We start from the raw sequence: 14,277 nt of genomic DNA, 5'->3' as shown, positions 1-14,277 counted from the left end.
TACCTGAAGAATGAAATCACAAAATATAAAACCACATAAAACCCTAAGTAACAATGTCATTACGAGATATGTTTCGTTTTCGATATTGTATTTGGCGCAGGGAATTCCAGAAGGCATTACATTTTATGCCATACCTGCTTGGTTAGCTATGAATGGAAAATCTCCAGCTGAAATTGCCACTTTTATAAGTATTGCTTTAATTCCATGGAGTTTTAAAATAGTGGTTGCACCTCTAATGGATCGTTACACATTTTTAAGCATGGGCAGAAAACGACCTTGGGTAATTTTAGGGCAATTAGGGTTAATCTTAAGTTTTTTGGCTTATGGTGTTGTACCTGACCCTCTTAATAACATAACAGGACTTATGGTTGCAGGATTCTGCGTCAACTTTTTTGGTGCTTTTCAAGATGTCGCAACCGATGGTATGGCTATAGATATGGTTCCTGTCAAAGAACAAGCAAGGGCTAATGGGCTTATGTGGGGAACGAAGATAATAGGTACTTCCCTATCATTACTAGTTGGTACATTCTTGATTAATACTATTGGGTTTTCATTAGCTATTTCTTCAGTAGCTATTACTGTAGCATTAATAATTTTAGTTCCTATTTTCATAAAAGAGCGACCTGGTGAAAAACTACTACCATGGACTAAAGGCAAAATATCTTCAGAATCTCTAAATAAACAAAGTAAAAATTGGAAACAACTATTGAGTAACTTACTTAAAGTGGTAAAACAGCCTACAAGTATGTTGTTTTTAATAGCTGTATTTGTAGTCAGTAATTTGTTTGGCGTGGTAGATGCCTTATTTCCGATTTTTACGGTACAAGAGTTAGGTTGGACTAACACGAGTTTTTCTCAAGTTTTCTCAACAGTCAATATTATTTCTGGTATTGTTGGGATGTTTATTGGTGGTTATTTGGTGGATAAACATGGAAAATTAAAAATGATTAACCACTATCTTATTTTGATAATCATTTCAATACTTATCTTTTCTTTCTTAGTAAATTCATGGAGTAGTAAAATAGTTGTTTATGGTTTTATGTTTCTTTACGGTTGTTTATATGTTTCTTTAACCATAGCTATTTTTGCTGCAGCAATGCATCTTTGCTGGAAAACCGTAGCAGCCAGTCAATTTACTTTATACATGACTATTTCCAACTTAGGAAGATCTACAGGTGCTGCTCTATTGGGAATGCTTAAATCTTATTTTAGTTGGGAAGTTCTATTTTTACTAATCGCTCTTATCCCATTACTTACTATTGTAATTTTGAAATTTACCAACTTTAAAAAACATCAAGAAAAAGTAAAAAGCTTTAAAAACATAAACATTAGTTATAGCGATTAAACATAAATTGATTTTATTCAAAAGTTAAAACTAATCAAACAAAACACTATATTTATAAACAATTGTTCCTCAAGTCTTTTGATTAATAGCACTCATTTAAAAGACTTTTATGCTTATTTTAAAACGCAACAATTTAACCCGTTCCCATTTTACTTTTAAGAGATTCATCTACTTCTTATTAAATTTTTTAAAAATGAAACGTTTAGTTATTCTTTTCTCTTTGTTTGGATTCGTTATTCAAACCTATTCACAAGAACAAAAAGCTCCTTCGCCAATTTTATTTATTTACGACGCAAGTGGTTCAATGTGGGGACAACTTGATGGAAAAACCAAAAAAGAAATTGCTTCCGAAGTAATGTCAACAACCGTAAACAACCTACCCGAAAACCAACATGTTGGGCTTATTGCTTATGGACATAGAACCAAAGGTGACTGTGATGATATTGAGTACATGGCAGACATAACCAATACTTCTAAATCAAAAATCACTGAAACTGTAAAAACTATTAATCCCTTAGGGAAAACACCATTAGAACGATCTGTAACTTTAGCTATAAACTCTTTAAAAGAAAACAACGTAAAAGCCACTATAATCTTAGTGACCGATGGAATTGAGTCGTGTGATGGCAATCTCTGTGATATTGTAGCACAAGCTAAAGCAAGTGGCATTGATTTTAAATTGCACATTGTTGGTTTTGGTTTAAAAGAAAATGAAACCGAACAGCTTAAATGTGCTGCTGATGCTGGAGGCGGAAAGTATTATGACGCTTCAAACGCTAGTGCATTAGGAGAAGGTCTTACTGAAGCAACATCAGCAACAGTAGATAAACCCGAAGGCAATTTTTCTATTTATGCAACAAAAAACGGAGAACCTGTAGATGCATGGGTAAAAGCAACAGAAGCTGGAACCAATGAAGCTGTTGATGGATCAAGAACTTATCGAGATTCCGCTTGGGTACATTTACCTCCTGGAAAATACGACATTGCCATTAGACCTCTTGAAGGTTCAGACATTCCTGGAACTTCAATTACAGTTGAGATCAAAGAAGGGGAAACAAAACACGAAACAATCAGTTTTGATGGAGGCACACTAGAAGTTACAGCTACTAATAATGGCGAAGGTTGGGATGCTGTGGTAAAAATGTTTGACTCAAATGGGAAAGTAGCCTCTAATACTCGAACTTATGGTCGTTCTAAAACCATGGAAGTACCAGCTGGAAAATATAAAGTTACTTTTCAGGGCCTTGTAATGAAAGGTATCAACACCTACTTTGAGATAGATAATGTTGAAGTAAAATCGAACACCACAACTCCAATAACCCATAATTTTGACACTGGAAAAGTGATGGTTGGTGTACAAACTTCAAGTGGCGAATTAATTGATGCTACTGTTAACTTCCATGAAGTAGATGCCAATAAAAATGTGACAGCCTCAAGAACCTATACATCTAGCAGTAGCAACCCTAGAGAATTTTTATTAAGCACAGGAACTTATAAAGTTAAAGTTGTAACCCTTGGAGTGCATAAAGGAAAAACCGAAACATTTACAATTGAAGTGAAAAAAGGCGAAACTGTTACTAAAACAATAACCTATTAATTATGGCACATCAAGCGGTTAAACCTTATAGCTTATTAATGTATTTTTTATCAATAATTGCCTTTTTCTTTTTAGGGATAATTTATGCAGGTATTACCGAAGCTGGTAAAGGACAAATGCTAGCTGGTGGTGCAATTGTATTGGGTTATGGTGTTATTGGAGCCTTTATTGGGTTACTCTTATCAATACTTACAGCTATAAAATCTAAACGAAATCTAATCATTAAAATCAATATTTTTTTAACGCTCATTGTTATTGCCTCATTTACATATTTCACACTAAAATACCAAAAACGACAACAAGAGAAATTAAAAGATGAGCTCCCTAAAAAGGAACAACCTACTACTCCAACTTTAGATGCTAAACCTATGGCGATGTTAACACGCACAAACGTTGAAAAACAACTTAAAAATGAAATGGGTTTAGGTATGTTCTCTCCTAACTTTTATGAGCACAAAACGCTCTATTTCTATGGAAATTTAACTCATAGGAAATCTGTTCAAGAACATATACCTGTTGATAGCATAACATTTAAACAACGAGAATATGGAGGTTTTGATATAGCAACTGCTCCTTCTTGGTTAATGCCAGAGCATTTGAAACTGGATTATGACATGCTGTATTTCAAAGTAAAATCCATATCACATGATTTTATTGAAGTAGTTGTAAATACTAGAATCAACCAAACTGCTTTTGTAGACAGATACGCTGGAAAACTTCAATATTGGCCAGAGTTTTTATTGGGTGTTCATAGTGTTGAGTTTCGAGAACCTTCTGCCTATAAAGTATATATAAAACCTTTAGAGCATGCCGAAACAGTAACTATACCATATAGCTTTATGCGACCTATAAAAATTCAAAATGAATGGTTGTATGTTGAATTACAAGATAATAATTATAAAACCCTGGGAACTGGTTGGATTCGATGGCGGAAAGATGATAATCTTTTAATAAAATACTCTCTTCTTAATTAAAAATTTAAAAAACCAACCTTATGCAAAACCAAACCATTAACCCTGTTGTAAAAAATAATCGCATAGAATATTTAGATATTCTAAGAGGCATCGCTATTATGTTTATTTTCACTGCAAATATTCCGTTTTTTTCTGGACTTTGGTTTGTCAATGCAGATAGCAACTTAAGAGAAATAAATTGGGCTACCGATGAAATTTTCAACTATATAATGTATGTGCTTGTAGATGGAAAATTCTATTCTATTTTCTCATTACTTTTTGGCATAGGTTGTACTATCCAGTTTAACAATGTCACTTCACACAACAAGGCATTTGCTCGTTTTTTTAGGAGACGTATGTTTTGGCTCTTAGTGTTTGGATTAATACACTTGTTTCTTTTATGGCCTGGTGATATTTTAACACTCTATGCGCTTTTGGGCTTTTTCTTGATTTGGTTTATTAAAAAATCAAATAAAACACTTTTAGTTACTGCCATAATCTTAATTTTAGCCCCTATTGTAAATTGGGCATTTATATACTTTACTGGAATATTTTATCCTGGAACTTACTTTCAACTAAGTACAAATATATATCAACATTTTGGAATGCCAGTTATAGAAATGAATGGCCACTTACAACCTAACATTGTAGCTTTTTTAACCAACACAAACCTTCCTGATTTTTTTAAAATGAGTTTAGGAAATGCATTTATTAGGATAGGTATGATTTTAGAAGAAGGTCGCATTTTTAAAGTTTTTGGTATTTTCTTATTAGGCATTTGGGCTGGAAGAAAAATTTTAAATGAAAATTTATTAAACAATATTCCATTTTTAAGGAAGAGCTTACTTATTGGAATTCTACTAGGTTTACCAATGAACTTCATAAGAGGTTATATAGAATTTTTTAGCGTAAAAAATGTGTCACTAGAAATCTTACATATACTAACTTATGCCTTTGGCACTGTACCATTAGCTATGGCTTTTGCTGCAGGAATTGCTTTACTATGCAAAAGAAAAGTAAGTTTTTTAAACTGGTTTAAGCCTGTTGGAAAAATGGCATTAACATGCTACCTCACACAAACCATTATTTCAATAATTATTTTTTACGGTTTTGGATTCAATCAAACTGGAAAATATGGTTTTACTATTGTGATGCTAATTGCCTTAACTATTTTTGTTCTTCAAGTTATTCTCAGCAAACTATGGCTTAACTATTTTAAATTTGGCCCAATGGAATGGATTTGGAGACAATTAACTTATGGTAAAAAACTAACACTTAAAAGATGATAAAAAAAGATGAAGGATTAAAACGCTCCATTGGTGTTTTTGGGTTATCTGCCAATATAATGAACATTATGATTGGAGCTGGAATTTTTGCTCTTCCTGCTGTAATTGCTGGCATTATGGGTTCAGCAAGTATTTTTTCTTACATTTTTTGTGGAATTCTTATTGCATTAATAGTACTCTGCTTTGCTGAAGCAGGAAGTAAAGTAAATAATACTGGAGGTCCATACACTTACATTGAAACCGCTTTTGGTGATTATGCAGGTTTTCTTGCAGGTATTTTTGCTTCAGGTAGTAATATACTTGCATCTGCAGCAGTAGCTAATGCGCTATTAAATATTATAGCAACATTCAACCCTTTGTTTGAATTAACTTCTTACAGAGTACTTTCGTTACTTATAGTGTATGTATTACTGGTTACAATTAATGTAAGAGGTATAAAACAAGGTATTGGTTTGGTGAAAATCAACACACTTTTAAAAGTTATTCCTTTAATTGTTTTAGTGGTTTTAGGGTTTAAAAACATATCAGTGTCTAATTTGCATATTGAGACATTACCTACCTTAGGTCAACTTGGTGAATCCTCATTAATTCTCTTTTTTGCTTTTTTAGGTTGTGAAACTGGGTTAATTGTTGGTGGAGAAATTAAGAATCCTAAACGCACAATACCTCGTTCAATTTTTTTCAGCATAGGCTCTGTAGTAGTATTATATATTCTTATTCAAACGGTGTCGCAAGGTGTTCTTGGAACTGATTTAATAAACCACAAAGCAACACCTCTAGCTGAAACCGCAAAAATATCAATGGGAACATTTGGTTATGTTTTACTTACCATTGGAGCCGCTGTTTCAATGTTTGGTATGGTTAGTGGCGACTTGCTAAACTCACCAAGAGTAATGTATGCTTTAGCTAGAGATAAAGTTATTCCTATAAAACCACTAGCTAAAATCCACCCTAAATTTGCTACACCATACATTGCAATTATTGTACATGGTTTTTTGGTGTTTTTATTTGCATCTACAGGAAGTTTTGAACAACTTGTAATTATTGCTACTAGCTCTATTCTTTTACTTTACTTGGGTGTAGCACTTTCAGTTATAAAACTTAGGAAAACTAAAAAATCTGAGGCTGGTGAATTTAAAATTCCTGGTGGACTAACTGTTCCAATTCTATCAATTGGCATTATTATATATTTCTTATCTAATCTTTCTCATAAAGAAATGATAGCTACAGCTGTTTTTATAGGTTTACTAACTGCTATTTTCTTTGTTATAAGATTTATTAAACGTAAAAAGACCGATTAAATGTTTAAGAAGCATACTCAAACATTGTTAAGTAATCAAAACCATTAAGTTATTAGTAACGGTATAATTGCAAATTTCATTTCAAATTGTATATTTGAATTATCCCAATAATACCTTAAAACTAATAGCTATATATGCAATTCAATGTAAACGACTCTCAGCAAGTTCTCGATTTTATTCAGAAAGCTGCAAAAATTGGTACATGGCAAGTATTACTAGAACCTTATGAAATTCAATGGAGTGATATAACTAGAGAAATTCATGATGTTGGAAAATCCTATAATATAGAACTTGAAAAAGCACTAGATTTTTACAAAGAAGGCTACTCTAGAGATAAAATAACTTACTATTTCAATAGGTGTATTGAGCAAGGAGAACCTTATGACGTAGAATTAGAACTTGTAAGTGCTAAAGGTCGAGAAAAATGGGTTCGCGCTATTGGTTTTCCTGTATTAGAGAATGAAAAATGCGTAAAAGTTCAAGGACTATTTCAAGACATTACTGAGAAAAATAAAACTCAAAAAAAGGTTGCACTAAGAGAACAACAGTTTAGAAAAACTTTTGACAGTGCCTCCATTGGAATGGCTATTGTAAGTTTAGAGGGTAAATTCATTAGGGTAAACCAAAGCTTAAGAAACATGCTAGGTTATACTACTGATGAGTTTAAAACTTTTAATTTTAAAGATATAACTCACAAAGAAGACACTACTTTAGGAGATAAAAAATTTGCAAAACTATTAAGTAATGAAATCTCAAATTTTCAAATAGAAAAAAGATATCTTCATAAAAATGGAAGTATAATTTGGGCTAGTCTTAATGTATCTTTAGTTAGTAATGAAGATGACACACCTCTTCACCTAGTCGCTCAAATAAATGATATTACTAAACGAAAAGAATCTCAGAAAAAAGTTAACACCCTTTTAGAAATCACTAAAGACCAAAATTCAAGATTATTAAACTTTGCTCACATAGTTTCGCATAATTTGCGTTCACATTCTGGTAACTTAGAAATGTTACTAGATTTGATGAAACACGAAGAACCTGAAGCTACTGATAATAGCTATTTTCCTCTAGTTGACACTGCAGTTAATAATTTAAGTGAAACGGTAGAAAACCTTAACCAAGTTGCTATTTTAAACACAAAACTGCATGAAGATTTAACACCAACCAATCTTTATGAAGCCATAAACAAAACAAAAGAAAGCTTAAAAGCACACATCTTAGAAAATGATGGAAGCATAATCAATAATGTACCAAAACATCTTATCATTGATACTGTACCTGCTTATTTAGACAGTATTCTTTTAAATTTTATCAGTAATAGTATAAAATATAAAAAGCCTGATGTTGCTCCAAAAATTAATATTAGTACTAGTTTTACTGACGATAACCAATATCTTATTTTAAAAATTGAAGACAATGGAATGGGTATCGATTTAAATAGACACAGAAAAAAATTATTTGGGATGTACAAAACCTTTCACAAACACAAAGATTCTAGAGGTCTTGGGTTATTTATAACCAAAAATCAGGTAGAAGCTATAGGTGGAAAAATAGAAGTTGAAAGTGAAGTAGGTATTGGTACAACATTTTTACTACATTTAAAACATGAAATCAATTAACACCCTATACATAATAGACGACGATCCTATTTTTGTTTTTACAACAAAAAAGATGTTCGATAAGGAAAAAATCTGTCAAAACATTTTAGTATTTCCTAACGGAGAAGATGCCATAAATCATTTAACGCCATTAATGGATGCTAATAATGAAGAAGAACTTCCTGAACTTATTTTACTGGATTTGAATATGCCTATTATGGATGGATGGCAGTTTCTTGATGAGTTTGTAAAACACAAAACCAAAAAGAAAATTATCATTTTTATTGTTAGTTCCTCAATTGATCCTAACGATATTCAAAAAGCTAACGAGTACCAAAACGTTTCAAACTACATTATTAAACCTATTACTCGCGAAAAAATAAAACATATAGCTAGTGAAATTACAGCCTTAGTAAACTAATTACTTTTCACAGTACCTGTAAAATGATTAATATCAGAATTTATTGGATTTCCTGAAGTTCTTCTATAAGATGCTATTTGTCCTGAATGCCATATTGCATCGGCAATTGGGCCATTAATAGCATTCCAAAAAGGATTTTCTCTTTCTCCAAAAACAATAACAAATTTTGATACATCATCACTAGCTCTTAAAATATCAGCAGCTGTTTTTAAATTGATTAATGTTTGTTTACGTTTTTCTTCAAAACTTAATTGTGAGGTGTCTTTTTTATCATATGGTTGATGTAAAGCTGCACTTAAAATCACATAAGAAAGTGTTAAAACATGATCAACGGTTTCTCCTGTAGAGCGTGAGCCACCAATAGGTTTATAACTTAAATCCTCTTCTGTCAATCCATCTGTAGCCCAATAAAACCTAAACCCTAAACCATCTATCATTCTTGCGGCTAAAGTTCCTGCTGTGTAAGTATCTGAATATTCAGGGATTTCGTAATAAGGTAAATTATCTTGTGCTTTCACATTTATAGATACAAAAATTAAAAGTGCAGTAATGCTTATCTTTTTCATTGATTTAAAAGGTTACTTTGATTTTATTGTAAAATTATGTTTTTCATTTATTACGCCATGATAAACCAAGATTTGTTCAATACCATTTTCATCAGTAAATGGTATTTCTTGAGCAGGATATAGCTTCTGTCTTTTACCATTTAGTATAAAATAAGAATATCTACTAGTCTCACTATAAACTGCTATTTGGTTTTTACCATCAATAGTTAAAGCCGATTTTTCACCAACAGGAATAGAAAACTCTGGAATTAATTTTGCTTTAGTTCCAACATCTTTAATTGTAAGTGACCGATTAAGCGAACTCATTAGATTTTTAGATGATGAAGAGTAGGCTTCTATGTTTTCGGTCAATTCAGATATTGAATTACTAATAGCATTTGTTTTACTACCTTGTCTATCCAATTGCTTTTTAAGCTTTTCAAAACCAGAAAATATTTGAGCTTGTTGATTGTTTAATTTTTCATTTGCTTCATTTAAAAGTGATTTGGACTGACTAATGTTTTTCTTTAAATCATCATTCTCATTTGCTTCAGTTTGTATCATTATGTAGGACACAACCAATGCAGCAACATTAACTGCAAACAAAAGAATATTTTTAGTTGTTAAACTACTTTTATTAAAAATGAACTTTGATTTTTTCCCTTCTTCATCGGGAGTTGTGTCGTTTGACTTTTTATCTTCATCAAAGAAAATTCCAATAGTGGTTATGATTAAAGATAAACCTAGTGAAAATAGCACGAGTTTCATAGTGGTTGATTTTATACATATAATAAATATATAAAATTTTTACTCTTACTCGTCTTAAATTCAGAGTTTTAAAAACATTTATAAGCTATTAATCTTTCAACTCAGTTTTATCTGTAATTGTTTCAGTACCATATTTATCAAACAAATATACCAAAGCAGTCATTGTTGCAGCACCAAGTTCTAGCTCTCTTTTATTAACATGCTCAAAAGTATCATTAGCTGCATGATGGTGATCAAAATAACGTTGAGAATCTGGTCTTAAACCAGCTAATACAATATTATCATCCTTTAAAGGTCCAATATCTGCTCCACTTCCTCCTTTTTCAAAATAATGAATTAAGTAGGGTTTAAAGAGTTCTTTCCAACCTAAAACTTTATTATAAACCGCATCACTGCAATCAAAAGTAAATCCTCTAGGTGTAAATCCACCCGAATCACTTTCTAAAGCAAAAACGTGCTTCTCGCCTTTTGCCTTTGCAACTTCAGCATATTTTCGTCCTCCTCTAAGTCCGTTTTCTTCATTCATAAACAACACCACACGAATACTACGCTTTGGTTTTATACCACTTTCTTTTAACAGTCGTAACACATCCATAGATTGTACACAACCTGCTCCATCGTCGTGCGAACCATCACCTAAATCCCATGAATCTAAATGACCACCAACAATAATATATTCGTTAGGAAATTCACTCCCTGTAATTTCTCCAATAACATTATAAGACTGCACATCTTTTAATTGTTGACAATGCTGACTGAAGTAAAACTTAATATCTTTATTTAAACCTAGCATATTACTTAGCAACTCAGCATCGTTAGTGCTTATTGCTGCTGAAGGAATACGTTGTGAGTTAGGTAAATCGCCATAACTCATGCTTCCTGTATGCGGATAATCGTCTAACCTTAAATTAACTGAACGTACAATTACACCAACAGCTCCAAACTTTCCTGCTTCTCTTGCTCCAGCATATCTTTGGTCTACACAACCTCCATAAGCTTCAAAAGTATTGATTAAGTCGGCTTGCATTGGTCTATTAAAAAATACAATCTTACCTTCTATTTTTTCTTTACCTAGAGCCTCTAATTCATCCAAACTTTTAACCTCAACTACATTAGCTTTTATGCCTCCACTTGGAGTTGCTATCGAGCCTCCTAAGGCACAAATATTTACACTGGTAGTCTTTCCTGGAGAGGTTTCAATATATGCAAACTCAGGTGCTCCTCTTACCCATCTTGGTACCATAACTGGTTGCAACCATACTTTGTCTAAACCTAATTTTTCTAGTTCTTCTTTAGTATATTCAACTGCTTTTTCAGCATTTAAAGAACCTGAAAGTCGACCTCCAATTTGGTTGGATAAATGGTCTAACCATTCGTAGCTTTTTCCGTTGGTTAATGATGTTGAGTATATTTTTTTAATGTTATCAGCATCTTCTTGTGCAGTTACTGAAATGGATACAAGAATACTGAGTAGAAATAAAATGTTTCTCATAGATGGTTAATGTTTTAAAAAGCTAAAGATAAGTTTTAAATGACATTAAACTCTAAAAGAAAACTTAAAAACTTATTCATTTTCTAATTGCTGTTTGTAAATATGAAGGTTTTCTTTTACGTCATCATCTAATTCAGGCTCCTTGATATCGTCATACTGCTTCAGTGTATTGTATAAAATTTTGGCTACAATATAACGTGCTGTAGGTTTATCATCAGCAGGAATGGTGTACCAAGGCGCATGTGCTTTAGACGTTCTATTAATAGCATCTTCATAGCACTCTTGGTAGTTGTCCCAAAGTTTGCGCTCTTTTAAATCGCCTGGAGAAAATTTCCAGTTTTTTTCTTGTTTTTCCAACCTACGAAGTAATCGGTTTTTCTGTTCTTCTTTTGAAAGGTGTAAAAAGAATTTGAAGATAATGGTTCCGTTATCAGCAATGTGCTTTTCAAAATTATTGATTTGCTCAAAACGTTTATCCCAAAAGGCTTCGTTGACATCCTCTACCGAATGAACATCAGGCAAGTTTTCATTTAAAATATAATTAGGATGCACTCTTGTTACCAATACATTTTCGTAATGCGTACGATTAAAAACTCCAAATTTTCCACGAGCAGGTAAAGCAATGTAATGTCTCCAAAGGTAATCGTGTTTTAGCTCTAATTCGGTTGGAACTTTAAAGCTATGCACCACAACACCTCTTGCGTTTAACTCCTTAAAAACCTCGCGTATCATACTGTCTTTTCCTGCTGTATCCATACCTTGAATACAAATTAAAACAGCATATTTACCATGTGCATACATTGCATTTTGAATATCAGCAAGATCTTCGCACACCTCTTCCATTTCATCTTCAATCTTATCTTTATCTGCTTCAAGGTCATAGGTAGTACTTACATTTTTTAAAGAAATGTTTTGCGTTACCTTAAAATCGTTGATATCAATGTTCTTTTTCATACGGTTAGGTTTTATTTTGAAGCAAACAACTTCACGTCATTTTCGCTCACTATTTTTTCTCCAAGGATAATTAAACGTTCTACTACGTTTCTTAACTCTCTAATGTTACCTGTCCAATCATATTCTTGTAACAGTTTTATAGCCTTATCAGAGAACTCTTTTTTGGTCGAACCTTGTTCTGTTGCTATTTTATTGGCAAAGAAATCTACCAATAACGGAATGTCTTCTCTCCTATCATTTAAGGCTGGCACTTGAATTAATATTACCGCTAACCTATGATACAAATCTTCTCTAAACTTTCCGTCAGCGATTTCCTTTTTCAAGTCTTTGTTAGTTGCAGCAACAACTCTTACATCTACTTTTATGTCTTTATCGTTACCTACACGCTGAATTTTATTTTCCTGTAATGCTCTAAGAACTTTAGCTTGAGCAGACAAACTCATATCACCAATTTCATCAAGAAAAATAGTACCTCCATTAGCTGCTTCAAACTTACCTGCTCTGTCTTTAACAGCACTAGTAAACGCACCTTTTACATGGCCAAATAATTCACTCTCGATAAGTTCTGACGGAATTGCAGCACAGTTTACCTCAATTAAAGGACCTTTAGAACGATAACTCTTTTGATGTAACCAATGCGCTACGAGCTCTTTTCCTGTTCCGTTTGGTCCAGTAATAAGTACACGAGCATCTGTAGCAGACACTTTTTCTATCATTTCTTTAATATGAAGAATCGCCTTACTCTCACCTATCATCTCATAGTTTTTGCTCACTTTCTTTTTAAGCCTAGTGTTCTCAACCACAAGTTCTTTTCTATCTAAAGCAATACGAACAGTATTCAGCAACCTATTAAGATCTGGTGGTTTTGAAATATAATCAAACGCACCAAGTCGCATTGTATTTACAGCAGTATCAAGATCTCCATGACCAGAAATCATAACCATAGGAGTTTCAGGTTTTAACTTTTTAACAGCTTCTAAAACCTCAACACCATCCATTTTTGGCATTTTTATATCGCAAAGTACTAGGTCAAAATCGTCTTTTTTAATCTTTTCAATTCCAACAAGACCATCTTCAGCTTCAAAAACCTCATAAGTATCATTTTCTTCTGAAAGTATTTTAACCAATACTCTTCTAATAGCTGCTTCGTCTTCTATAATTAATATTTTAGGCATATTTTATTCTTTAGGTTTTGATATAATGTGAATATCTCTTTGCGGAAATGGTATAGATATATTATGCTCTCTAAATAATCGGTCAATTTCAAAACGAATATCGCTTCTCGGAAATTGTCCTTTAAAACTATCATTAAGCGTAAAAACCACTTTAAAGTTAAGTGAACTGTCTCCAAAATCGGTAAAAACAACAGCTGTTTCTGGTTCGCTTAAAGTATCAGGATGCGAATTTGCAGCTTGTAACAACAGCTTTTTAACCAACTGTACATCACTCCCATAAGCAACACCAACTGACACACTATCTCTAGTTATAGTTCCATTTTGAGTCCAATTGTATAAAGTATTGGTTAAGTATAAGTGATTAGGAATAATTAACACTTTATTATCTATAGTTACTGCTCGAGTTGTTCTTAATTTAATTTCTTCAACACGTCCTACTTTTCCATCTATTTCAATAATGTCTCCAACGTGTACTGTTTGATCTATAAGTATAAAAACACCTGAAATAATATCTTGAAACAGGGTTTGTAGCGCAAGACCAATACCAATTAAAAGTGCTGCAGATGCTGCAAAAATACCAGTAACATTTACACCTAAAGTGTGCAGCGTTATTAGCATTATTACAACATATATAAACCATCTTCCGTAGGAAAAAACTACTTTAAATTTTTGCTTGTCAGAATACGGTAGGTTTCTAGTAATTAGCTTACGAATAAGTCTTAATATTACACTTGCAATAACTAAGACTACAACCAATATAATAACATCCATGATGCTTATGGAGATATTATCAGTAATCTTGTAAGATTCTTTTAAAGCTTTTAAAAAATCTTTCATGC

Annotated in this window: 13 protein-coding genes; 7 read left to right on the top strand and 6 right to left on the bottom strand. The window is 32.4% G+C overall.

The genetic code is table 11. The features are described from left to right. The first annotated feature begins 10 nt into the window (after nucleotides 1-10). From OD803_RS05205 to OD803_RS05175, 7 genes are all read left to right on the top strand, one after another. Nucleotides 11-1,345 carry an MFS transporter gene (locus tag OD803_RS05205; protein ID WP_262732607.1) on the top strand — a complete coding sequence of 445 codons (1,335 nt, stop codon included), beginning with the start codon at nucleotides 11-13 and terminating at the stop codon, nucleotides 1,343-1,345. A 193-nt stretch (nucleotides 1,346-1,538) separates the two neighbouring features. Continuing rightward, nucleotides 1,539-2,942 carry a vWA domain-containing protein gene (locus OD803_RS05200; protein WP_262732606.1) on the top strand — a complete coding sequence of 468 codons (1,404 nt, stop codon included), beginning with the start codon at nucleotides 1,539-1,541 and terminating at the stop codon, nucleotides 2,940-2,942. A 2-nt stretch (nucleotides 2,943-2,944) separates the two neighbouring features. After that, the gene (locus OD803_RS05195; protein ID WP_129761620.1) at nucleotides 2,945-3,916 is read left to right on the top strand and encodes a hypothetical protein; all 972 of its coding nucleotides are present in this window, start codon (nucleotides 2,945-2,947) and stop codon (nucleotides 3,914-3,916) included. Nucleotides 3,917-3,936: 20 nt separating this feature from the next. Beyond that, nucleotides 3,937-5,181: a DUF418 domain-containing protein gene (locus OD803_RS05190; protein ID WP_262732605.1), complete on the top strand. Its 1,245-nt coding sequence runs from the start codon at nucleotides 3,937-3,939 to the stop codon at nucleotides 5,179-5,181. Beyond that, a complete protein-coding gene (locus tag OD803_RS05185; RefSeq protein WP_262732604.1) occupies nucleotides 5,178-6,482 on the top strand; it encodes an APC family permease in 1,305 nt (434 codons plus the stop codon). Before OD803_RS05190 ends, OD803_RS05185 begins: the two co-directional genes overlap by 4 nt. Before the next feature lie 134 nt (nucleotides 6,483-6,616). Next, the gene (locus tag OD803_RS05180; protein ID WP_262732603.1) at nucleotides 6,617-8,104 is read left to right on the top strand and encodes a PAS domain-containing sensor histidine kinase; all 1,488 of its coding nucleotides are present in this window, start codon (nucleotides 6,617-6,619) and stop codon (nucleotides 8,102-8,104) included. Continuing rightward, entirely contained in the window at nucleotides 8,091-8,504 is a 414-nt protein-coding gene (locus OD803_RS05175) for a response regulator (RefSeq protein WP_262732602.1), read from the top strand. Before OD803_RS05180 ends, OD803_RS05175 begins: the two co-directional genes overlap by 14 nt. Here the strand turns inward: OD803_RS05175 and OD803_RS05170 are convergent. From OD803_RS05170 to OD803_RS05145, 6 genes are all read right to left on the bottom strand, one after another. Then, nucleotides 8,501-9,070: a DinB family protein gene (locus tag OD803_RS05170; RefSeq protein WP_262732601.1), complete on the bottom strand. Its 570-nt coding sequence runs from the start codon at nucleotides 9,068-9,070 to the stop codon at nucleotides 8,501-8,503. The genes OD803_RS05175 and OD803_RS05170 overlap by 4 nt on opposite strands. Before the next feature lie 12 nt (nucleotides 9,071-9,082). Beyond that, on the bottom strand, nucleotides 9,083-9,817 hold the full coding sequence (locus OD803_RS05165) for a hypothetical protein (protein ID WP_262732600.1): 735 nt from the start codon (nucleotides 9,815-9,817) through the stop codon (nucleotides 9,083-9,085). Nucleotides 9,818-9,905: 88 nt separating this feature from the next. After that, nucleotides 9,906-11,309, bottom strand: a complete 1,404-nt coding sequence (locus OD803_RS05160) for a M20/M25/M40 family metallo-hydrolase (protein ID WP_262732599.1) — start codon at nucleotides 11,307-11,309, stop codon at nucleotides 9,906-9,908. A 72-nt stretch (nucleotides 11,310-11,381) separates the two neighbouring features. Beyond that, nucleotides 11,382-12,263, bottom strand: coding sequence for a PPK2 family polyphosphate kinase (locus tag OD803_RS05155; protein WP_131507806.1), 882 nt, complete (start codon nucleotides 12,261-12,263; stop codon nucleotides 11,382-11,384). Nucleotides 12,264-12,274: 11 nt separating this feature from the next. After that, nucleotides 12,275-13,438 (bottom strand): sigma-54-dependent transcriptional regulator, encoded by a 1,164-nt coding sequence (locus OD803_RS05150; RefSeq protein WP_262732598.1) that lies wholly within the window; start codon nucleotides 13,436-13,438, stop codon nucleotides 12,275-12,277. 3 nt (nucleotides 13,439-13,441) lie between these two features. After that, complete coding sequence (locus OD803_RS05145; protein ID WP_131507808.1) at nucleotides 13,442-14,275, bottom strand: mechanosensitive ion channel family protein; 834 nt, start codon at nucleotides 14,273-14,275, stop codon at nucleotides 13,442-13,444. Nucleotides 14,276-14,277: the final 2 nt, after the last annotated feature.

Source organism: Gaetbulibacter sp. NE (genome assembly GCF_025548475.1).
In the GTDB taxonomy this organism is placed as follows: Bacteria; Bacteroidota; Bacteroidia; order Flavobacteriales; family Flavobacteriaceae; genus Gaetbulibacter_B; species Gaetbulibacter_B jejuensis.
This window is presented reverse-complemented; position numbering and strand designations above follow the sequence as displayed.